This is a genomic window from Achromobacter sp. FW305-C-30-7 (assembly GCF_058783105.1).
This window is the reverse complement of the sequence record NZ_JBYSYI010000001.1, coordinates 645,985-666,251: the sequence shown is the minus strand read 5'-3', so window position 1 is coordinate 666,251 and position 20,267 is coordinate 645,985. Positions and strand designations below refer to the sequence as shown.

The window sequence follows — 20,267 nt, the reverse complement described above, 5'->3', positions numbered from 1 at the left end:
CTGACGGAAATCGGACAAGCTGGAAAGCACCCATGCGCTTTCCGGCTTGCATCGCGGCAGGCGCCCCCTGCTAGCCGCGATTACTTGGCCAGACGCAATGTCTGGCCATTTTTTTGTCTTTTCCCGCCGGGCCGCCCCGGGGAAAAAGCGCCCCCTTGGGGGGCAGCAAGCGAGCGAAGCGAGTGCGGCGGGGGGCACAGCAAGCGCACGCAGTGCGCGCGCCGTGGGGCATCACTTCATCAAGCGGCCCATTCCCTTCATGCCGCCCATGGCGCGCATCATCTTGGCCATGCCGCCCTTCTTCATTTGCTTCATCATGCCCTGCATCTGCTCGAACTGCGCCAGCAGGCGGTTGACCTCTTGCACCGGCACGCCGGAACCGGCCGCGATGCGGCGCTTGCGCGAGGCCTTGATGAGTTCGGGCTTGGCGCGTTCGGCCGCCGTCATGGAATTCAGGATGCCTTCGGTGCGGCGCAGCTGTTTTTCAGCTTGCCCGCCCTGCAGCTGGCCTGCGGCCTGCTGGAACTGCGCGGGCAGCTTTTCCAGCAGCGAGCCCATGTCGCCCAGCTTCTTCACCTGGCCGAGCTGGTCGCGGAAGTCGTTCAGGTCGAACTTGTTGCCCGACTTGATCTTCGCGGCCAGCTTCTGGGCTTCGGCGATGTCGATGTTCTTCTGGGCCTGCTCGACCAGCGAGACGATGTCGCCCATGCCCAGCACGCGCTGCGCCATGCGCTCGGGGTAGAACGGCTCCAGGCCGTCCAGCTTTTCCGAGACGCCGACGAACTTCAGGGGCTTGCCGGTGACGTGGCGCACCGACAGGGCCGCGCCGCCGCGGGCGTCGCCGTCCAGCTTGGTCAGCACCACGCCGGTCAGCGGCAGCGCTTCGGCGAAGGCGCGCGCGGTGTTGACCGCATCCTGGCCCTGCATGGCGTCAACCACGAACAGCGTTTCGACCGGCTTGACCAGGTCATGCAGCGCGCGGATTTCGCGCATCATGGCCTCGTCGATGCCCAGGCGGCCGGCCGTGTCCAGGATCAGCACGTCATAGTGATGGCGGCGCGCGTGGTCCACCGCGTTACGGGCGATGTCCTCGGGCTTCTGGCTGGGGTCGGACGGCAGGAAGTCCACGCCCACCTGCGCCGCCACGCTCTTCAACTGGTCGATAGCGGCCGGGCGATACACGTCGGCGGACACCACCAGCACTTTCTTCTTGCCGGTCTTGCGGCCGTGCTGGGTGTGCTGGCCTTCGGAGAGCCAGCGCGCCAGCTTGCCGGTGGTGGTGGTCTTGCCGGCGCCCTGCAGGCCGGCCATCAGGATGACGGCAGGCGGCTGCACGGCCAGCGACAGTTCGCCGGAGTCGGCGCCCAGGTCGCCGCCCATGAGGGACGTCAGTTCCTTGTGGACCACGCCCACCAGGGCTTGGCCGGGGCTGAGGCTGCTGGCGACTTCTTCGCCCAGCGCCTTTTCCTTCACCCGCGCGACGAACTTGCGCACGACGGGCAGCGCCACGTCGGCTTCCAGCAGCGCCATGCGCACTTCGCGCAGCATCTCCTGGGTGTTGGCCTCGGTCAGGCGGGCTTCCCCTCGCAGCGTCTTGACGACGCGCGACAGGCGTTGAGTTAGGTTATCGAGCATGAGAGGCGTTTCCGCTTAAACTAGTTGATTGAACGGTGGCCGCAGGCGCGGATTCTGCGCTTTCGGGCGGCATGCGCCCCAAGGCCCCATCCAGACAACGGTTTCTATGTCACTAGGCATTGTATTTCACACGGCGGCTGCCTTGGCGTACGCAGTGCTGGGAGGGTCGCTTTGGATCCGCCTGGCCCGCGGCGGCGGCGTAGAACAGACCGGCAAGATCGCCCGTCTGTGCCTGCTGGGAGCCCTGGTTCTGCATGGAATCGGGCTGCAACAATCGATGTTGGGAGCCCAGCACCTGTTCATAGGCTGGGCGCTGGCCCTGTCCGCGGCCATCTGGCTGGGCATGGTGGTGTTCTGGCTGGAAAGCCTGCTGGTGCGCATAGACGGCCTGCAATTGCTGCTGCTGCCCGCCGCCACCCTTGCCAGCGGCCTGGCCGCGCTCTTCCCGCAGGGGCAGTTCGTGCCCCATGCCAATGACGCCTGGCTGCGCGTCCATCTGCTGATCGCGCTGGCGGCCTACGGCCTGATCACCATCGCCGCGCTGCACGCCATGATGATGGCGCTGCTGGACCGCCACCTGCATCGCCCGCTGGAAGCTCCCGCCGAACGCAGCATCGTCGGCCGAGTGCTGGATTCCCAGCCGCCGCTGCTAGTGCAGGAACAGCTGCTGTTCCGCATCATCTGGATCGGCTTCGTCGTACTGACGCTGGCCGTGGGCACCGGTTCGGTGGCTTCCATGAAGCTGACGGGCAAGATCCTGCCGTTCGACCACAAGACCGTCTTCACCCTGCTGTCCTGGCTGACTTTCGGCGTGCTGCTGGCCGGACGCCACATCTGGGGCTGGCGCGGCCGCGTCGCTCTGCGCTGGACGCTGACGGGTTTCGGGTTCCTGATTCTGGCCTATACCGGCAGCCGGTTCGTGCTGGAAATGATTCTGCATCGAGGTTGAAGTGGGCAAGTTGCTGTTCTGGATCGTTCTGATCATCCTGGTGCTGTTCGTGGCCCGCCTGGCCGGACGCATGGCGGCCGCGCGCCAGGCCGGCGCGCAGGACGCCAAAAAGGCCAAGACTGGCGCGGGCGGACCCAAACCGCTGGAATCCATGGTGCGCTGCGCCCACTGCGGCATTCATCTGCCCCGCTCCGAGGCCTTGCAGCAGAACGGCCAGACCTGGTGCAGCGCGGAACACGCGCGCCTGGGTCCCGCCAGGCACTGAGCCCCCCGATTAGAGGCTTGCCGCCCCGCACGGCATAATGCGTGTTGGAAACCACACGCATGCTCTCTTCCCATGGCCTTGCTTCTGGATCGTCATGGCTGGCTGGCGCCGGCCCCGGGTGTTTCGCTCATGCCCTCCCCCAACCGCGACGCACGCCCCGCCGGCGCGCAGGTGTCGCTGCTGGTGCTGCACAACATCAGCCTGCCGCCCGGGCAATTCGGCGGTCCTGAAGTTGCCGGGCTGTTCCTGAATACGCTGGACTACGGGTCGCATCCCTGGCTGGAACGGCTGCGCGGCCTGCGCGTGTCGGCGCATTTCTTCATCCGCCGCGACGGCAGCATCATCCAGTTCGTCGCCACCGACGAGCGCGCCTGGCACGCAGGCGTGTCGCGCCATGCGGGCCGCGAACGCTGCAACGACTTCTCCATCGGCATAGAGCTTGAAGGCACGGATACCCTGCCCTATGCCGAACCGCAGTACCTGGCGCTGCGCAAGCTGACGCCGGCGCTGCGCGCGCGCTATCCTCTTGCCGCCGCCTGGGGCCACGAGCACATCGCGCCGGGGCGCAAGACCGACCCCGGGCCCGCTTTCAACTGGACGCGCTTTGCGCGCGACAGCGGCTTTGCACGGCGGCAGTTGCCGCCCGTCTGACACTACAAGGAATGGTTATGTTGAAGATCTGGGGACGCCTGACTTCCGTCAACGTTCAGAAAGTCATGCTGGCGGTGCGCGAACTGGCCCTGCCGCATTCCTTCACGCAGGCCGGCGGCCCGTTCGGCGTGGTCGACACGCCCGAGTTCGCCAAGCTGAATCCCAACCGGACGGTGCCCGTCATCGACGACGGCGGCTTCGTGCTGTGGGAATCGAACGCTATCGTGCGTTACCTGGCTGCGCGCTACGGCGCGGGCAGCCTGTGGCCGGAAGACGCGTGCATGCGCGCGGACGCCGACCGCTGGATGGACTGGCAAGCCACCGAATGGCAGGGCGTCATGGGTCCGGCCTTCCTGGGCCTGATCCGCACGCCCGAGGCCAAGCGCGACCAGGCCGCGATTGAAAACTCGGTCAAGCGTTCCAATGCGCGCGCCCTGATCCTGGACCAGGCCCTGCAAGGCCGCGAGTTCATCGCCGGGCGCCACTTGACCATGGGCGACATCGCCCTGGTCTGCTCCGCCCACCGCTGGCTGGCATTGCCGATCGAGCGCCCCGACACGCCGGCGCTATCGGCCTGGTATCGCCGCGTCATGATGCGTCCAGCCCCGCAGGGCGTGCTGACGCTGCCGCTGGAATAAGGCGCGGGGCCGCGGCCTCAGCCGCGGTCCACCTTCCACCCCAGTTCCGCTGAAATCCCCGCCGCCGCGCCCTGCACGACGGCGACCATGTCGCGCATGCGCTCCAGCGACATGTAGGGCACCGTGCTCGATACGCTGATGGCGGCGACGATGCCGCTGGAGGCGTCGCGCACCGGCGCCGCCACGCAGCGGATCGACGGTTCGTTGTCTTCGAGGTCGAAGGCATAGCCGTTGGCGGCATAGTCGCGCATGCGGTCGCGGAAGATCTCCCAGGTCTGGCTGCCGCCGGGCGCGCGCGACGACACCGGCGCGCCGACGCGGTACAGCGCCTTCCATTGCGGCTCTTCGGTATCCAGCAGCAGCGCCTTGCCCACGCCGGTGGCGGCCAGCGGCATGCGGTGCCCTACGCGCGAGCGCATTTCCAGCCCCTTCTTGCCGGGGATCTTTTCCAGGTACAGGACCTCGTCGTTGTCGCGCACGGCGAGATGGATGGTGTCGCCCGTCTGTTCCGCCAGGCCGTCCAGGTAGGGACGCGCCAGCGTCGCCATGGGGAAGGCCTCGCGCGCCTGGAAGCCCAGTTCGATCAGCTTGGGCCCCAGCACATAACCCACGCCAGGCAAGGACCGCAGATAGCGCTCCTGCACCAGGCAGCTGGCCAAGCGGTGCGTGGTGCTGCGCGCCACGCCGATGCGGGCGCAGATTTCCTTCAGGTCGCGCGCGCCGGTGGCCACCGCCTGCACCACCGCCAGGCCACGCATCAGCGTCTGCGTGCCTGCGGGCGCGGCGGCATCGGGATCCAAGGTGGGCGTGCGGTCAGGAGTCGGCAAGGTGGTCATGAAAACGGGGTCGGCGACAAAGAGGACGAGTGCAAGCATAACCGCCAAGATCGCGGCCGGATGCCGGGAAAAGGCGCGCTTTCCGGGCGGTGCCCCAGAAAGGGCGCAGGATGGCGAATCGACTACCACCAGTCATTATTCCCTGTATGTGGGATTTAATTCTATATTTTGAGATTTTTCAAGCGCTGATCTAGAATTTTTCCCATCGCCCGCCGCGCGCTCCCAACGTCCTGCGGGCATCAGACAACAAGGTCCGCAAAACCTCTGCCCCGCGCCAGCCTCACCGCGCGTCCGCAGCCGGATTTGCGGCCGGAAACGAGACAGCTTCTGATGACTACCGGATCTCCCGCCCGCGCGGCGCTCATCGCGCTGGATTGGGGTACTTCCTCCCTGCGCGCCTACCGGCTGGATGCCGCCGGCCGCACGCTGGACACGCGCCACCTGCCCTGGGGCATCATGCGCCTGCCGCAGCCGCTGCAGGACGGCGCCGCCACCACCGCCTTGTCGGGCTTCGAACTGGCCTTCGAACAAGCTTGCGGCGACTGGCTGCGAGCCGAGCCCAAGCTGCCGGTGATCGCCTGCGGCATGGTCGGCAGCGCCCAGGGCTGGAAGGAAGCCGCCTACCTGGACGTGCCCGTCGACCTGCAGCGCATCGGGACGCTGCTGACCAAGGTCGAACGCGAGGCTGGCACTTCCCTGCATATCGTGCCCGGCCTGATCCAGCGCCATGGCCTGCCCAACGTGATACGCGGCGAAGAGACCCAGGTCGTCGGCGTGATGGCGGACCAGGCGACCCGCAGCGCCGACAGCGTCCTGATCGGCCTGCCCGGAACGCATTCGAAGTGGGTCAGCGCCCGCCGCGGCCGCGTCACGCACTTCGACACCTTCATGACCGGCGAGGTCTATGCCGCGCTGCGCGGCCACACCATCCTGGGCCGGACCATGGCCGACGCCGCCAGCGCCGACATGGCCGCCTTCGAGCGCGGCCTGAAAGTGGCCGGCGCGCCCGCCGGCCGCGCCGGCGTGCTGTCCACCATCTTCAGCACGCGCGCGCTCGGCCTGACCGGTGAGCTGGCGCCCGAGTCGCAAGCCGACTATCTGTCGGGCCTGCTCATCGGCCATGAAATCGCGGCGCTGGCCGACATGCTGCAACAGCAGGGCGAACTGCCCCGCATCGTGCTCTGCGGCGATCCCGCGCTGTGCCGCCGCTACATCCAGGCCATGCAGCACTACGGCCTGGGTACGCCCGAGCAGGCGCAGAACGCCACCGAGCGCGGCCTCTGGCACCTGGCCGTCTGCGCCGGGCTGGTCGCCTCGCCTTCCAAAGAATAGGAACCGAACATGAACCATCCTGGTCTGCAAACCGCCATGGCCCACTGCGGCCTGATCGCCATCCTGCGCGGCATCACGCCCGCCGAGGCCGAAGCCATAGGGCTGGAACTCTATGCCGCGGGCTTCCGCCTGATCGAAGTGCCGCTGAATTCGCCCGACCCGCTGGACAGCATCCGCGCCATGCGCGCGGCGCTCCCCACCGACTGCCTGATCGGCGCCGGCACCGTGCTGGATCCCGAGGACTGCGCCCGGGTCCAGCAGGCAGGCGGCGAACTGATCGTCATGCCGCACAGCGACGCCGCCGTGATCCGCGCGGCCAAAGCGCTAGGCATGGCCTCCTGCCCCGGCGTGGCCACGCCCACCGAAGCCTACGCGGCCCTGGCGGCAGGCGCCGACGTGCTGAAGATGTTCCCGGCCGAGCAGCTCGGCCCCGCCGTGCTGAAAGCCTGGCGCGCCGTGCTGCGCCCGCCTATCGCGCTGGCGCCCGTGGGCGGCATCACGCCCGACAACATCGCCATTTACGCCCAGGCGGGCGCCAGCGGCTTCGGCCTGGGCTCCGCCTTGTACAAACCCGGCCTGTCGGCCGCCGCCATCGGCCAGAACGCGCGCGCATTCATCGCCGCCTGGCAACGCGCCTATCCCGCCCAGGAGACCCAAGCATGAAGATCACCAAGCTCACCACCTACATCGTGCCGCCGCGGTGGTGCTTCCTGAAGATTGAAACGGACGAAGGCATCGTCGGCTGGGGCGAGCCCGTCGTCGAAGGCCGCGCGCATTCGGTGGCCGCCGCCGTCGAGGAACTGTCCGACTACCTGATCGGCAAAGACCCCCGCAACATCGAAGACCACTGGACCGTGCTGTACCGCGGCGGCTTCTACCGCGGCGGCGCCATCCACATGAGCGCGCTGGCCGGGATCGACCAGGCGCTGTGGGACATCAAGGGCAAGCACCTGGGCGTGCCGGTATCGCAACTGCTGGGCGGCAACGTGCGCGACCGCATCCGCGTGTACTCGTGGATCGGCGGCGACCGCCCCGCCGACACCGCCGCGGCCGCAAAGAGCGCCGTGGAACGCGGTTTCACCGCCGTGAAGATGAACGGCACCGAAGAACTGCAGTACATCGATTCCTTCGACAAGGTCGAGAAGTGCCTGGAGAACGTGGCTGCCGTGCGCGACGCAGTCGGCCCCAATGTGGGCATAGGCGTGGACTTCCACGGCCGCGTGCACAAGCCCATGGCCAAGGTGCTGATGAAAGAGCTGGATCCGTTCAAGCTCATGTTCATCGAAGAGCCGGTGCTGAGCGAACACTACGAAGCGCTGAAGGAACTGGCGCCGCTGACCTCCACCCCGATCGCGCTGGGCGAACGCCTGTTCTCGCGCTGGGACTTCAAGCGCGTGCTGTCCGAAGGCTATGTGGACATCATCCAACCCGATCCCTCGCACGCCGGCGGCATCACCGAAACCCGCAAGATCGCGGCCATGGCCGAAGCCTACGACGTGGCGCTGGCCCTGCACTGCCCGCTGGGCCCGATCGCGCTGGCCACCTGCCTGCAGATCGACGCGGGTTGCTACAACGCCTTCATCCAGGAACAGAGCCTGGGCATCCACTACAACGCCGCCAACGACCTGCTGGACTACGTCAGCAATCGCGAAGTCTTTGCCTACGAAGACGGCATGGTCGCGATTCCGCAAGGCCCCGGCCTGGGCATCGAGGTCAACGAGGAATACGTGAAGGAACGCGCCGCCGTGGGCCACCGCTGGCGCAACCCGGTCTGGCGCCACGCCGACGGCAGCTTCGCCGAATGGTAAGCCGCCCGCCATCCGCCGATAGATAAAGAGAAAGAGGAGACAGCCCTTGTCCACAGCCACGCACGCCGGCCTGCAGAGCGCCCAGCGCCCCACGCGCAGCCGGTACCTCATCATGGTGATGCTGTTCATCACCGTCGTCATCAACTACCTGGACCGCAGCAACCTGTCCATCGCCGCGCCGGCGCTCAAGGACGAGTTCGGCCTGGACACGGTGCATGAAGGTCTGATCCTGTCGGCCTTCGGCTGGACCTACGCCGCCATGCAGATCCCCGGCGGCTGGCTGGTGGACCGCGTATCGCCGCGCGTGCTGTACGCCGCCGCGCTGATCCTGTGGTCGGCGGCCACGTTCTTCATGGGCTTTGCCGGCAGCTTCGTGATCCTGTTCGTGCTGCGCCTGGCCGTGGGCGCGCTGGAAGCGCCGGCCTATCCGATCAACAACCGCGTCGTCACCACCTGGTTCCCGGAACGCGAACGCGCCACCGCCATCGGCTTCTATACCTCGGGCCAGTTCGTCGGCCTGGCGTTCCTGACGCCGGTGCTGGCCTGGCTGCAACACCACTACGGCTGGCACATGGTGTTCGTCAGCACCGGGCTGCTGGGCATCGTGTGGGGCGTGCTGTGGTTCATGATCTACCGCGAGCCGCGCCAGTTCAAGAGCGCCAATGCGGCGGAAATCGAGCTGATCCAGCAAGGCGGCGGGGTGGTCGACCTGGACCGCAGCGTCAAGGAAAAGAAGGCCCCCTTCAACTGGAACGACCTGGGCCTGGTCATGAGCAAGCGCAAGCTGTGGGGCGTGTACCTGGGCCAGTTCTGCCTGACCTCCACGCTGTGGTTCTTCCTGACCTGGTTCCCCACCTACCTGGTGAAGTACCGCGGCATGGACTTCATCAAGTCCGGCTTTCTGGCGTCGGTGCCGTTCCTGGCGGCCTTCGTCGGCGTGCTGTGCTCGGGCGTGCTGTCCGACTTTCTGATCCGCCGCGGCGCCACCATCGGCCTGGCGCGCAAGCTGCCCATCATCCTGGGACTCTTGATCTCCACCTCGATGATCGGCGCGAACTTCACCGATTCCACACCCTGGGTGATCTTCTTCCTGGCGGTGGCTTTCTTCGGCAACGGGCTGGCGTCCATCACTTGGTCGCTGGTGTCGACGCTGGCGCCCGTACGCCTGTTGGGACTGACGGGCGGCGTGTTCAACTTCGTCGGCAATCTGTCGTCGATCTGCACGCCCATTGTGATCGGCTTCCTGGTGACCAAGGACAGCTTCGCGCCGGCCATTGTGTATGTGTCGTCGCTGGCCTTGCTGGGCGCGCTGTCGTACATCCTGCTGGTGGGAAAGGTGGAGCGGATCGAGGCTTGATCGTTCCGGTTTCCCGGCATGGAAAAAGGGCGCCTGCATGCACAGGCGCCCTTTTTTACTTGGCGTCCATCGCCGCCTCAGCAGCCTTGCATGGCCAGCTTCCGCTGGCGCTGGTTGCTGGCGCGCTGCCACAGCACCAGGCCCAGGCCGGCCGCGGCGATCAGGGCGCCGATCACGGGCACCGCGGCATAGCCCATGCCCGCCGAGATCACGCCCCCGCCAGCCGCCGCGCCCACCGCGTTGCCCAGGTTGAAGGCGCCCACGTTCACCGACGAGGCCAGGCCCGGCGCGTCGGTGGCGGCGCGCATGACACGCATCTGCAGCGGCGGCACCACGGCGAATGTGCCGAAGCCGAAGATCAGCAGTGCAATGGCGGCGCCGACCGGCGTGGCCGCCAGCCACGGGAACGCCAGCAGATCCGCGATGATCAGCACCAGGAAAGCGATCAGGCTGCCGTCCAGCGAACGGTCGGCGAAGCGCCCGCCCACCGTATTGCCGATGGTGAAACCGACGCCGATCAGCACCAGCATCGCCGTGACGAAGTTGGGCGAGGCGCCCGTCAGTTCGGCCAGGGTCGGCGCCACATAGGTGTAGAGCGTGAACATCGCGCCCGCGCCCAGCACCGTGGTCAGCAAGGCCACCAGCACCACCGGGCTTTTCAGCACGGCCAGCTCGCGGCGGATGTCGGGACGGCGTCCGGCCTCGCCCGCCGGCAGCGCGAACCACAGCGACAGCATCGCGATCAGGCCCAGTACCGAGGTCGCGGCGAATGACATGCGCCAGCCGATGACCTGCCCGAGCCAGGTGGCGGCCGGCACCCCGCCCACGTTGGCGATGGTCAACCCCAGGAACATGGTAGCAACGGCGCTGGCCTGCTTGTGGCGCGGCACCACGCTGGCGGCCACCAGCGAACCCAGGCCGAAGAAGGCGCCATGGTTCAGGCTGGTGACCAGACGTGCCAGCAGCAGGGTCGTGTAGTTGGGCGCCAGCGCGGAAAGCACGTTACCCACCGTGAAGATCGCCATCAACACCAGCAGCGCGTTGCGGCGCGACCAGCGCGACAGGGCCAGCGTCATCAGCGGCGCGCCTACCATCACGCCGATGGCGTAGGCGCTGATCAACATGCCGGCGCTGGGGATGGACACGTCCACCCCTTCGGCGATGACGGGCAACAGGCCCATGGGAGAAAACTCGGTCACGCCGATGCCGAAGGCACCGACGGCGAGCGCCAACAATGGCAGGCCGGCCTTCACCGGCTGGGAGTCCTGGGGATGCATGTGGTTTCCTTGGGTTCGATTGCGCCGACCGGGGTGTTTCGGGAGCGGGCCGGCGCGGATGGCCGGGGCGCGGGAAAGGTCCGATCGGAAGGCAGGCGCCCAGTATGCCGCTGCGATCCTTGCGGAAAAAGGTAGGAAACAGCGAAACACTTTTGACTTGGAGTCATGAATCCCGGACGCCCCCAGGAACGCTAGGCCAGCCCCAACAGCCTTTCCGTCTCGCGCGCCAAGGCGACCAGCCGCGGGCCGATGTCGGCCGCGCGCTCGCGGTAAGGACCGTCGCCCGCCGGCACGCCGCAATTGAAGACATACAGCAGCGACTGGTAAGGCCGCCCCAGCGGCGCGGCAAAGCCGTAGGCGTCCGGACGCCACTCCAGGTTGTTGCCGCAATAGCCCTTGCGTTCCAGGTCGCGGCGCGCGGCCGCCAGATTGGGAACGTGGGTCTCGTAGTGGCGTGCATCCGCCACGCGCAGCTGGTTCAGCACGACGGCCCGCTCTTCATCCGAGACTCGCGCCAGCCACGCCTTGCCGGCAGCGCTGGACAGCAAGGGCAGCGAGGCACCTATGTCCGGTCGGGTTTGCAAGGCCTCGTTGGACCTTGCTGTTTCCACGTACACCATCTGCAGGCGGTCGCGCACCACCAGGGACACGGCGCCCCGCGCATGGTCGGCCAACTGCTTCATCAACGGCCGCGCCAACTGCCGGATCTGCATGCTGGCCAGCAGCGGATAGCTCAGCGCCAGCACCGAGGCGCCCAGCCGGTAGCGCGCCGGGTCGCCCTCGCGTTGCAAAAAACCCAGTTCGACCAGCGTGTGGGTCAGCCGCGCCACGGCGCTACGCGACAGGCCGGTCTGCTGCGCGAAGTCCTTGTTGGCCAGCACCGGCCGGTCAGCCCGGAAGCAGGCCAGGATATCGATGCCGCGCGCCAGCGTGGTGGTGAATTCGCGGTCCTGGTCACTCGTCATGCTGACGCTCCAGCATTTTTTCGACGCGCGCCACCAGCGTCAACAGGCGCGGCGCGATACGGCCGCGCAGGTCGCCCGGGCGCAGCCGCGTGACGGGTACGCCGCAATTGAACACCAGCGCCTGGCCGTCGACGCGCGTACGCATGGGTACCGCCACCGCGTGCACGTCCGAGTGCCAATCGCCCTGCCCCACGCAATAGCCGTATTCGGCGTAGTCGCGGCGCGCCTGCTCCCAGTCCGGCGCGTGGCGGCGCCACACGGCCGGGTCCTGGCGCCGCAGCGCCGCCAGCACGGGTTCGGCCTCGTCGGCCGGCGCCTGCGCCAGCCAGGCGCGCCCCATGGCCGAAGGCAGCAGCGGCAGCAAAGCGCCGATGTCCGGCCGGAACGACACGGCGTCATGGCCGCGGCAGGTTTCCACATACACCATGTTCAGACCGTGATGCATGCCGAGCGACGCCGAGCCGCCCGCGGCGTCCGCCAGCCGCTTCATCAGCGGACGCGCCAGTTGCCGGACCTTGATACTGGCCAGAAGCGGATAGCTCAGCGACAGCACCGCGGTACCCAGCCGATAGCGGCGCAGGCCCGCGTCGTAGCGCAGCAGGCCGCGCTGCATCAGGGTGGTGGTCAGCCGTGAAATCGTGGCCTTGGACAGGCCGGTGCGGTCCGCCAGTTCGCGGTTGCTGAGCGCGGGTTCGCCGTGCCGGAAGGCCTGCAGCACCGACAAACCGTGCGCCAGCGTGGTGGCGAAGGCGGGGTCGGCATGGCGCTCGCCCGGGCTGGTGGTCATAGTCGCGATCCTGATCCCGGGACGCGCGGAATGCGCGGCCCGTTCCTGAGAATCATAGAGCAGCGGTCGCCCTGCCAGCACGCGTCACGTTCAAGATATCGAAACACTTGTCTCAAATCCCGCAGCCTTTTGCTAGCCTGGATTCAACACGGCGCGGCACGCATCAGCGCCCATGATGAAACGGAGACTAGCCATGATCAGGGACCCCGACGGTTTCCCGCAATTCCTCGAATCGCTGCGCCGTTACGTGCGCGAGCAACTGGCGCCGCGCGAAGCCGAGGTCGCCCGCCTGGACGAGGTGCCGCAGGACCTGGTCGCCAGCATGGCCGCGCAAGGGCTGTTCGGCTACTCCATCCCGGAGCAATACGGCGGCGCGGGCATGACGACCGAAGAGCTGATCCTGGCGGCCATGGAGCTGTCGCAATGCTCGGTGGCATTCCGCGCCCGGGTCGGCACCAATACCGGCATCGGTTCCGAAGCGCTGGTGGCCGACGGCACCGATGCACAGAAAACCCGCTACCTGCCGTTGCTGGCGTCCGGCGAACTGACCGGCTGCTTCGCCCTGACCGAGCCGCAGGCGGGATCCGACGCCACCGCCCTGCGCACCACCGCCGTGCGCGACGGCGACCACTATGTGCTGAACGGCGAGAAGTGCTTCATCACCAATGCGCCGCTGGCGGGCCTGTTCACCGTCATGGCGCGCACCGATCCGCAAGCGCCCGGCGCCAAGGGCATCACCGCCTTCATCGTGGAGCGCGGCACGCCGGGCCTGTCCACCGGCCAGCCCTACGACAAGATGGGCCAGGCCGGATCGCCCGTGTCCTCCGTGCATTTCCAGGACTGCCGCGTGCCCGCTGCCAATATCATCGGCGGCCAGGAAGGCCTGGGCTTCAAGACCGCCATGAAGGTGCTGAACAAGCAGCGCATCCATCTGGCGGCGCTGTGCATAGGCCCGGCCATGCGCATGCTGGACGACACGCTGCGCTTCGTGGCCGAGCGCCAGCAATTCGGCAAGCCGCTGATGGACTTCCAGCTGATCCAGGCCATGCTGGCCGATTGCCAGACCGAGATCCAGGCCGCCCGCGCGCTGGTGCTGCAAACCGCCCGCGAACGCGACGCGGGCGCGGACGTGACGCTGAATGCATCGATCTGCAAGTACTTCGCGTCGGAAATGTGCGGCCGCGTGGCTGACCGCTGCGTGCAGATGCATGGCGGCTATGGCTACATCGCCGACCATGGCATCGAACGCTTCTACCGCGACGTGCGCCTGTTCCGCCTGTACGAAGGCACCAGCCAGATCCATCAATTGAATATCGCCCGCCACACGCTGACCCAGGCGGGCTACACGCCCGGCCGCTAGGGCACTACCGGGACCGCAGCCGCAAGAAGCCGGCGGCCCATCAAACCAAAGGAGACTTCCATCATGCTGCACAAGCACCTGCCGAAGTGGATCGGCGCTATGGCCGCCGCCCTCACCTGCGCCGCGCTGCCGCCGCAAGCCGCGGCCGCCTACCCCGACAAGCCCGTGAGGCTGATCGTGCCGTTCGCGCCGGGCGGCTCGACCGACATCCTGGGACGCCTGCTGGCCGAGGCCTTGCACCCCATCCTGGGCCAGCCCGTCATCGTCGAGAACAAGCCCGGCGCCGGCGGCAACATCGGCGGCGACTTCGTGGCGCGCGCCGCACCCGACGGCTACACGCTGCTGCTGGCGGCGGCGGGACCCACGGTCGTCAATCCCAGCCTGTACGCCAACATGCCGTTCAACCCGGCCAAGGACCTGGCGCCCATCACCTGCCTGGAGCGCGAGCACAACCTGATGGTAGTGACGAAATCGATGCCGGTGAAGACGCTGCAGGAGTTCCTGCAATACGCGCGCAACAACCCCGGCAAGCTGTCCTTCGGCTCGCCGGGCAACGGCTCGCCCGCCCAGCTGGCCGGGGAACTACTCAAGCAGCAGACTGGCATCCAGGCCGAGCACGTGCCATACAAAGGCTCCGGCCCCGCCATCACCGACCTGGTGGCCGGCCACATCGATTTCATGATCGACAACATGCCGGCCCTGCTGCCGCAGGTCAAGGCCGGCGGGCTGCGCGCGCTGGCCGTGCCCAGCGACCAGCGCGCCACCGCCGCGCCCGACATCCCCACTTTCGACGAGGCCGGCCAGAAGGGCTTTGTGGTGATGGCCTGGAAGGGCCTGATGGCGCCCGCCGGCACCGACCCGGCGGTAATCGAGCGCCTGCACGCGGCCGTGGTCAAGGCGCTGCAGGACCCGCAGTTGCGCGCGCGCTTCCAGGAGCTGGGCGCCGAACCGCTGGCCAGCACGCCGGCCGAATTCGCCAAGCAGATCGCGGACGAAACCGCCTGGTGGGCCAAGCTGGTGCAGTCCACCGGCACCCGCATCCAATAGTCCATCGGTCCATCGCGGAGAGATTGCCATGCCATCCTTCATCCGAACGCTGCACGCCTTGTGCGCGGCCGCCGCCATACTGGCCACGGCCGGGAACGCGCAGGCCGCTGCCTACCCCGACAAGCCGGTGCGCCTGATCGTGCCCTATGCGGCCGGCGGCGGCACCGACACCGCGGCGCGCATGATCGCCCGCAAGCTGGCGCCCTTGCTGGGCCAGCCCGTGGTGGTCGAAAACAAGCCCGGCGGCGCCACGCAGATCGGCACAGCCTATGTCGCCAGCGCCGCGCCCGACGGATATACCTTGCTGATGGGCACGGCCAACCTGGCGACCAATAGCGTGCTGTACGCCAAGCTGCCCTACGACGTGAAGAAGGATCTTGCGCCGGTCGCGTGGGCCACGGACGTGCCGGTCTACCTGCTGTTGCCGGCCGCCAGCCCCTGGCGCACGCTGGAAGACCTCAAGCGCGCCGCCGCGCAGCAGCAGGGCCTGACCTACGCCACGGCCGGCACCGGCAGCATTCCGCATCTGGCGGGCGAACAGTTCGCGCACCAGACCGGCATCGCGCTGCGGCATATTCCCTACAAGGGCAGCAGCGAAGCCGCCACCGCGCTGGTCGGCGGACAGGTCCAGCTGAGCTTCGACAATCTGGCGCCGGTTCTTGCGCAGGTCAAGGCCGGCCGCCTGCGGGCCGTCGCCATTGCCGCGCAGGCGCGTAATCCCGAGATGCCCGACGTACCCACGCTGGCCGAGCTGGGCGTGCCGCTGGCGGCCTCGTCCTGGTGGGGCGTGATGGCGCCGGCGCGTACGCCGAAGGACGTGATCGCCCTGCTAAACCGGCAGCTCAACAGCGTGCTGGCCGATCCTGAAGTGCGCAGCTACTTCGCCGGGCTGGGCATGCAAGCCACCGGCGGCACGCCCGAAGCCTTCGGCCAGCACATCGTCGACGAAACCGACAGATGGCGCGCCGTGGTCAAGCAGGCCGGCGTGAAGATCGAGGAATAAACCATGCAGTCCAAGCAAGAACATGCCGGCGGCGACGCCCTGCAAGACCTGTGCGCACGCGTGCGCCGCTTCGTGGACGAGGTCGCAATACCGGCCGAGTCCCCCGCCATCGCCCGCGACGTAGCGGCGCTGGACAGCTGCGTCGCCCGCTTGCGCACCCAGGCCCGCGAGGCCGGCCTGTATGCGCCGCAGCTGCCCGAGGAATGGGGCGGACTGGGGCTGGGCTGGCGCGCGCTGGCGCAGGTGCTGGAGGAAGCGGGACGCGGATTCCTGGGGCCCGCCGCGCTGAACTGCGCCGCGCCCGACCAGCCCAACATGCTGACGCTGCTGCGCCTGGGCAACCCTGCCCAACAGGAACGCTTCCTCGCGCCGCTGGTGCGCGGCGAGCAGCGCGCCTGCTTCGCCATGACCGAACCCGCACCCGGCGCCGGCTCCGATCCGTCCATGCTGCGTACCCGCGCCGAGCGGCGCGGCGCGCGCTGGGTGCTGAACGGCCACAAGCAATTCATCAGCGGCGGCGTGGGCGCGGATTTCGCGCTGGTGCTGGCGCGGGCGGAAGCCGGCGTCACGCTGTTCCTGGTGCCCGCCGACACGCCGGGCTATCGCGTGGTGCGCGACATCGGCATGGTCACGGGCTACCAGATCGGCGGCCACGCCGAGATCTTGCTGCAGGACTGCGAGGTCGGCGACGAGGCCGTGCTGGGCGAGCCCGGCCGTGGCCTGGAATATGCACAGCTGCGGCTGGAACCCGCCCGCCTGTCGCATTGCATGCGCTACATCGGCCGCGCGCGGCGCGCGCTGGAGACGGCGCAAGCCTATGTGGTGCAGCGCGACTCCTTCGGCTCGCGCCTGGCGGACCTGCAGCAGATCCAGGCCATGGTCGCGGATTCGCACATCGACCTGCACGCCGCCCGCCTCATGACGCTGGACTGCGCCGGCCGCATGGACGAAGGCCTGTCGGTGAAGCAGCACAGCGCCATGGCCAAGGTCTTCGTATCCGAAGCCGTGAACCGCGTGGCCGACCGCGCCGTGCAGATGATGGGCGCGTCAGGCCTGTCCGACGACACGCCCGTGGCCATGGTCTGGCAGGAAATGCGCCCCTTCCGCATCTATGACGGCGCCAATGAACTGCACCGCGCCACGCTGGCGCGCCGGCTGCTGGCGCAAGCCTGAGCCCCCAAGGAGACGAATATGGAACACCCCGAATTCCAGGCCTACCGCCTGCACGCGGGCGCAACGGGCCAACCCCCGCAAGGCCGCTACGACACCCTGACCGCGGACCAGCTATCCGCGGGCGACACGCTCATCAAGGTGGCCTATGCCGGCCTGAACTACAAGGATGCGCTGGCCCAGGCGGGGCGCGGCGGCATCGTCCGCGAGTATCCGCGCATCGGCGGCATCGACCTCTCGGGTACCGTGGTGCACTCCGCCGACCCGTCGTTGGCGCCCGGCCAGGAAGTGGTGGTGCACGGTTTCGGCATCGGCGTGGATTGCGACGGCGGCTACGCCGAGTACGCGCGGGTGCGCCATGACTGGGTGCTGCCGCTGCCCGCCGGCATCGGGCTGCGCGACGCCGCCGTGCTGGGCGCCGCGGGCTATACCGCCGCGCTGTCGCTGCACTGGATGGAGCACTGCGGACTGACGCCGGAGCACGGCGAGGTGCTGGTCACCGGCGCCACCGGCGGCGTTGCCGGCGTCGCCATCGACATCCTGAGCCAGCGCGGCTACCGCGTCTGCGCCATGTCCGGCAAGCCGGATGCGGAGAACTATCTGCGCTCATTGGGCGCGCAGGAGGTGATGGCCCCGCCCGACCTGTCCGCCGGCATCAAGCCGCTCATGAGCGCGCGCTGGGCGGGCGTGGTCGACTCCGTGGGCGGCCCGCTGCTGGCGCACGCCCTGGCCAGCCTGAAGCCGGACGGCGTGGCCGCCGCCTTCGGCAATGCGGGCGGGGCGGAACTGCCCACCTCGGTCATCCCCTTCATCCTGCGCGGCGTCAAACTGCTGGGCATCAACGCCAACAGCCCCATGCCGCTGCGGCGCCAGGTATGGAACAAGCTTGCCGCCGAATACCGCCCCGCGCATCTCGACCTGATCGCGCGCGTCATCGAACCCCGCGAACTGCCCCAGGCACTAGCCGCCATGCTCGAACGCGGCAGCACCGGCCGCAGCGTCGTGCGTTTCTCCTGATCCTTCATCGCCACATCATGACCGACACTTCCCTGTCCCGCCTCTTCGATCCGCAAGCGATCGCCATCGTCGGCGCCTCGGCCACGCCGGGCAAGATCGGCGCGATGCCGATCAGCCTGCTGCTGCAGCACGGCTACGGCGGCCGCATCATTCCCGTCAACCCGCGCGCGGACATCATCGCCGGGCTCCCCGCCATATCCGGCCTGGACGCGCTGGACGCGGACGTGGACCTGGCCATCCTGGCCGTGCCGGCCGCCCACGCCGCGCAGGCGCTGGAGCGCGCCCGGCCCGGCCAGGTCGGCGCGGCCGTGGTGTTCACCTCCGGCTTCTCCGAGACCGGCGCACACGGCGCCGGGCAACAGGAACGACTCTGCGCCATCGCGCGCGAGCGCGGCATCCGGCTGCTGGGTCCCAATTGCCTGGGCTTCATGAACGTGCGGCGCAATGTCTATGCCACCTTCTCGCCCGCGCCGGCCAACGGCGTGGTCGCCCCCGGCGGCATCGGCATGGTGTCGCAGAGCGGCGCGTTCGGCGCCTATGCCTACAGCATGGCGCGCGAACGCGGCCTGGGCCTGTCGCACTGGATCAGCACCGGCAACGAGGCCGACATCGACGTCGCCGACTGCATCGAATGGCTGGCGCGCGACGCCGATACCCGCGTCATCATGGCCTATATGGAAGGCTGCCGCGACGGCGCCAAGCTGCGCCGCGCGCTGGCCGCGGCGCGCGCGGCGGGCAAGCCCGTGGTCGTCACCAAGATCGGCCGCACCCAGGCCGGCGCGCAAGCCGCGGCTTCGCACACCGCTGCCCTGGCCGGCGACGACGCCGTGTACGACGCGCTATTCCGCCAGTACGGCGCTCTGCGCGCGCGCACCATCGAGGAATTCTTCAACCTGGGCTACGCGCTGGACACCTGGAAACGGCCGCCGCAAGGCCGGCGTCTGGGCATTTTCACCATCTCCGGCGGAGTCGGCGCGTTGATGGCCGACGAAGCCGCCGACACCGGCCTGGCGCTGCCCGAGCCCGCCGCCGACGCGCAAGCGCGGCTGCTGGAGCGCGTGCCCTTCGCCAGCGGCCGCAACCCGGTGGACGTCACCGGCCAGGCCGTGTCCGAACCTGGGCTGCTGCTGGCCACCGCCGACGACATGCTGGCCGATGGCCGCTATGACGCCCTGGCCGTCTTCCTGGCCGCCGCTGGATCATCCGAAATCCTGTGGCCCACCTTCGAAGCCTTCGCGCGGCAGATGCAGGCCCGCCATCCGGACGTGCCGCTGGCGATCAGCGCGCTGTTCCCACCCGCGCGCCGCCGCGAACTGGAACAGCTGGGCTGCCTGGTTTTCCCCGATCCCAGCGCCGCCATCCGCACGATAGGCGCGGTGGCCGGGCTGGCGGCCAATCCGGATCACGACAAGGCTGAGGAAGATCGCGCAACCCAGTCAGCCGACACGCCGCCACTGCTGGACGCCTATAACGAAGTTCAGGCAATGGAGCTGCTGCGCCAAGCCGGCTTGCCCGCCTCTCCCTGCACGCTGGCCACCGACGCCGACGCCGCAGTGCGGGCCGTCGCCGCCATGAGCGCAACCGGCCGCGACGCCTCGGGCGATAGCGTCGCCGTGGTGCTCAAGGTGGTCTCGCCCGACATCACGCACAAGAGCGACGTGGGCGGCGTGAAACTCAATATCCGCGGCGAAGACGCCGTGCGGCGCGCCTACGCCGACATCATGGACTCGGTGCGCCAGCACCGGCCCGACGCCCGCATCGATCGCGTGCTCGTCGCCCCCATGGCGCCCAAGGGCGTGGAATGCATCGCCGGCGTGCATTGCGATCCGATCTTCGGCCCGGTCGTCATGTTCGGGTTGGGCGGCGTCTTCGTCGAAGTGCTCAAGGACGTGAGCTTCCGCCTCGCGCCCTTCGGCCGCGACGAGGCCATGGCGATGATCCGCGAGATCAAGGGCTACGCGCTGCTGCAAGGCGCGCGCGGCGCGCCCCCTTGCGACATCGATGCGCTGGCCGACGCGCTGGCGGCTCTGTCCCGTTTCGCCCACGCGCGTAGCGCGGACTTCAGTTCGGTGGAGATCAATCCCTTGCTGGCGCTACCTGAGGGGCAAGGCGCCATGGCGCTGGATGCGGTAGTGATACGGGCCGGGGGAACTGCCCAGACGGTCTAACC

The 20,267-nt window shown here is 68.4% G+C and carries 19 protein-coding genes; 14 read left to right on the top strand and 5 right to left on the bottom strand.

The window, feature by feature from the left end; all coding sequences use genetic code 11:
- Positions 1-231: 231 nt before the first annotated feature.
- Positions 232-1,635, bottom strand: coding sequence for a signal recognition particle protein (gene ffh / locus AC3WOB_RS03170; RefSeq protein ID WP_492274147.1), 1,404 nt, complete (start codon positions 1,633-1,635; stop codon positions 232-234).
- A 106-nt stretch (positions 1,636-1,741) separates the two neighbouring features.
- Between ffh and AC3WOB_RS03165 the strand changes: the two genes are divergently transcribed.
- From AC3WOB_RS03165 to AC3WOB_RS03150, 4 genes are all read left to right on the top strand, one after another.
- Positions 1,742-2,584, top strand: coding sequence for a cytochrome C assembly family protein (locus tag AC3WOB_RS03165; protein ID WP_013396416.1), 843 nt, complete (start codon positions 1,742-1,744; stop codon positions 2,582-2,584).
- Between the two features lies 1 nt (position 2,585).
- On the top strand, positions 2,586-2,849 hold the full coding sequence (locus tag AC3WOB_RS03160) for a PP0621 family protein (protein WP_013396417.1): 264 nt from the start codon (positions 2,586-2,588) through the stop codon (positions 2,847-2,849).
- 72 nt (positions 2,850-2,921) lie between these two features.
- Complete coding sequence (ampD, locus tag AC3WOB_RS03155) at positions 2,922-3,500, top strand: 1,6-anhydro-N-acetylmuramyl-L-alanine amidase AmpD (RefSeq protein WP_013396418.1); 579 nt, start codon at positions 2,922-2,924, stop codon at positions 3,498-3,500.
- Between the two features lie 17 nt (positions 3,501-3,517).
- Positions 3,518-4,138 carry a glutathione S-transferase family protein gene (locus tag AC3WOB_RS03150; protein WP_207469504.1) on the top strand — a complete coding sequence of 207 codons (621 nt, stop codon included), beginning with the start codon at positions 3,518-3,520 and terminating at the stop codon, positions 4,136-4,138.
- A gap of 17 nt (positions 4,139-4,155) precedes the next feature.
- Here AC3WOB_RS03150 and AC3WOB_RS03145 read toward each other — a convergent pair whose 3' ends face one another.
- The gene (locus AC3WOB_RS03145; protein WP_492274606.1) at positions 4,156-4,974 is read right to left on the bottom strand and encodes an IclR family transcriptional regulator; all 819 of its coding nucleotides are present in this window, start codon (positions 4,972-4,974) and stop codon (positions 4,156-4,158) included.
- A 330-nt stretch (positions 4,975-5,304) separates the two neighbouring features.
- Here AC3WOB_RS03145 and AC3WOB_RS03140 point away from each other — a divergent pair, with 330 nt between their 5' ends.
- The 4 genes from AC3WOB_RS03140 to AC3WOB_RS03125 are packed head-to-tail and all read left to right on the top strand — an operon-like array spanning position 5,305 to position 9,471.
- Positions 5,305-6,306 carry a 2-dehydro-3-deoxygalactonokinase gene (locus AC3WOB_RS03140; RefSeq protein WP_492274146.1) on the top strand — a complete coding sequence of 334 codons (1,002 nt, stop codon included), beginning with the start codon at positions 5,305-5,307 and terminating at the stop codon, positions 6,304-6,306.
- Between the two features lie 9 nt (positions 6,307-6,315).
- Positions 6,316-6,969 (top strand): 2-dehydro-3-deoxy-6-phosphogalactonate aldolase, encoded by a 654-nt coding sequence (locus AC3WOB_RS03135; RefSeq protein WP_492274145.1) that lies wholly within the window; start codon positions 6,316-6,318, stop codon positions 6,967-6,969.
- Positions 6,966-8,114, top strand: a complete 1,149-nt coding sequence (dgoD, locus tag AC3WOB_RS03130) for a galactonate dehydratase (RefSeq protein ID WP_013396423.1) — start codon at positions 6,966-6,968, stop codon at positions 8,112-8,114. The genes AC3WOB_RS03135 and dgoD overlap by 4 nt, the downstream gene beginning before the upstream one ends.
- Positions 8,115-8,160: 46 nt before the next feature.
- Positions 8,161-9,471 carry an MFS transporter gene (locus AC3WOB_RS03125; RefSeq protein ID WP_492274144.1) on the top strand — a complete coding sequence of 437 codons (1,311 nt, stop codon included), beginning with the start codon at positions 8,161-8,163 and terminating at the stop codon, positions 9,469-9,471.
- A 77-nt stretch (positions 9,472-9,548) separates the two neighbouring features.
- On the opposite strand, the gene AC3WOB_RS03120 is transcribed toward AC3WOB_RS03125, so the two are convergent.
- The 3 genes from AC3WOB_RS03120 to AC3WOB_RS03110 all read right to left on the bottom strand — a co-directional run bounded on the left by AC3WOB_RS03120 (position 9,549) and on the right by AC3WOB_RS03110 (position 12,500).
- Complete coding sequence (locus AC3WOB_RS03120) at positions 9,549-10,748, bottom strand: MFS transporter (RefSeq protein WP_492274143.1); 1,200 nt, start codon at positions 10,746-10,748, stop codon at positions 9,549-9,551.
- Between the two features lie 191 nt (positions 10,749-10,939).
- Positions 10,940-11,713 carry an IclR family transcriptional regulator gene (locus tag AC3WOB_RS03115; RefSeq protein ID WP_492274142.1) on the bottom strand — a complete coding sequence of 258 codons (774 nt, stop codon included), beginning with the start codon at positions 11,711-11,713 and terminating at the stop codon, positions 10,940-10,942.
- Positions 11,703-12,500 (bottom strand): IclR family transcriptional regulator, encoded by a 798-nt coding sequence (locus tag AC3WOB_RS03110; RefSeq protein WP_492274141.1) that lies wholly within the window; start codon positions 12,498-12,500, stop codon positions 11,703-11,705. The genes AC3WOB_RS03115 and AC3WOB_RS03110 overlap by 11 nt, the downstream gene beginning before the upstream one ends.
- Before the next feature lie 193 nt (positions 12,501-12,693).
- Between AC3WOB_RS03110 and AC3WOB_RS03105 the strand changes: the two genes are divergently transcribed.
- The 6 genes from AC3WOB_RS03105 to AC3WOB_RS03080 all read left to right on the top strand — a co-directional run bounded on the left by AC3WOB_RS03105 (position 12,694) and on the right by AC3WOB_RS03080 (position 20,265).
- On the top strand, positions 12,694-13,860 hold the full coding sequence (locus tag AC3WOB_RS03105; protein WP_013396428.1) for an acyl-CoA dehydrogenase family protein: 1,167 nt from the start codon (positions 12,694-12,696) through the stop codon (positions 13,858-13,860).
- A 63-nt stretch (positions 13,861-13,923) separates the two neighbouring features.
- Complete coding sequence (locus AC3WOB_RS03100; RefSeq protein WP_013396429.1) at positions 13,924-14,907, top strand: Bug family tripartite tricarboxylate transporter substrate binding protein; 984 nt, start codon at positions 13,924-13,926, stop codon at positions 14,905-14,907.
- A 28-nt stretch (positions 14,908-14,935) separates the two neighbouring features.
- The gene (locus AC3WOB_RS03095; protein WP_492274140.1) at positions 14,936-15,910 is read left to right on the top strand and encodes a tripartite tricarboxylate transporter substrate binding protein; all 975 of its coding nucleotides are present in this window, start codon (positions 14,936-14,938) and stop codon (positions 15,908-15,910) included.
- A gap of 3 nt (positions 15,911-15,913) precedes the next feature.
- Positions 15,914-17,083 carry an acyl-CoA dehydrogenase family protein gene (locus AC3WOB_RS03090; protein WP_492274139.1) on the top strand — a complete coding sequence of 390 codons (1,170 nt, stop codon included), beginning with the start codon at positions 15,914-15,916 and terminating at the stop codon, positions 17,081-17,083.
- An 18-nt stretch (positions 17,084-17,101) separates the two neighbouring features.
- Positions 17,102-18,097 (top strand): acrylyl-CoA reductase family protein, encoded by a 996-nt coding sequence (locus AC3WOB_RS03085; RefSeq protein ID WP_492274138.1) that lies wholly within the window; start codon positions 17,102-17,104, stop codon positions 18,095-18,097.
- Positions 18,098-18,114: 17 nt separating this feature from the next.
- Positions 18,115-20,265, top strand: coding sequence for an acetate--CoA ligase family protein (locus tag AC3WOB_RS03080; RefSeq protein ID WP_492274137.1), 2,151 nt, complete (start codon positions 18,115-18,117; stop codon positions 20,263-20,265).
- The last annotated feature ends 2 nt before the right edge of the window (positions 20,266-20,267 follow it).

Excerpts from the sequence above, each read along its gene's own strand:
- ffh (WP_492274147.1), bottom strand. The coding sequence starts at position 1,635 with ATGCTCGATAACCTAACTCAACGCCTGTCGCGCGTCGTCAAGACGCTG.
- AC3WOB_RS03165 (WP_013396416.1), top strand. The coding sequence starts at position 1,742 with ATGTCACTAGGCATTGTATTTCACACGGCGGCTGCCTTGGCGTACGCA.
- ampD (WP_013396418.1), top strand. The coding sequence starts at position 2,922 with ATGGCCTTGCTTCTGGATCGTCATGGCTGGCTGGCGCCGGCCCCGGGT.
- AC3WOB_RS03150 (WP_207469504.1), top strand. The coding sequence starts at position 3,518 with ATGTTGAAGATCTGGGGACGCCTGACTTCCGTCAACGTTCAGAAAGTC.
- AC3WOB_RS03145 (WP_492274606.1), bottom strand. The coding sequence starts at position 4,974 with ATGACCACCTTGCCGACTCCTGACCGCACGCCCACCTTGGATCCCGAT.
- AC3WOB_RS03140 (WP_492274146.1), top strand. The coding sequence starts at position 5,305 with ATGACTACCGGATCTCCCGCCCGCGCGGCGCTCATCGCGCTGGATTGG.
- AC3WOB_RS03135 (WP_492274145.1), top strand. The coding sequence starts at position 6,316 with ATGAACCATCCTGGTCTGCAAACCGCCATGGCCCACTGCGGCCTGATC.
- dgoD (WP_013396423.1), top strand. The coding sequence starts at position 6,966 with ATGAAGATCACCAAGCTCACCACCTACATCGTGCCGCCGCGGTGGTGC.
- AC3WOB_RS03120 (WP_492274143.1), bottom strand. The coding sequence starts at position 10,748 with ATGCATCCCCAGGACTCCCAGCCGGTGAAGGCCGGCCTGCCATTGTTG.
- AC3WOB_RS03115 (WP_492274142.1), bottom strand. The coding sequence starts at position 11,713 with ATGACGAGTGACCAGGACCGCGAATTCACCACCACGCTGGCGCGCGGC.
- AC3WOB_RS03110 (WP_492274141.1), bottom strand. The coding sequence starts at position 12,500 with ATGACCACCAGCCCGGGCGAGCGCCATGCCGACCCCGCCTTCGCCACC.
- AC3WOB_RS03105 (WP_013396428.1), top strand. The coding sequence starts at position 12,694 with ATGATCAGGGACCCCGACGGTTTCCCGCAATTCCTCGAATCGCTGCGC.
- AC3WOB_RS03100 (WP_013396429.1), top strand. The coding sequence starts at position 13,924 with ATGCTGCACAAGCACCTGCCGAAGTGGATCGGCGCTATGGCCGCCGCC.
- AC3WOB_RS03095 (WP_492274140.1), top strand. The coding sequence starts at position 14,936 with ATGCCATCCTTCATCCGAACGCTGCACGCCTTGTGCGCGGCCGCCGCC.
- AC3WOB_RS03090 (WP_492274139.1), top strand. The coding sequence starts at position 15,914 with ATGCAGTCCAAGCAAGAACATGCCGGCGGCGACGCCCTGCAAGACCTG.
- AC3WOB_RS03085 (WP_492274138.1), top strand. The coding sequence starts at position 17,102 with ATGGAACACCCCGAATTCCAGGCCTACCGCCTGCACGCGGGCGCAACG.
- AC3WOB_RS03080 (WP_492274137.1), top strand. The coding sequence starts at position 18,115 with ATGACCGACACTTCCCTGTCCCGCCTCTTCGATCCGCAAGCGATCGCC.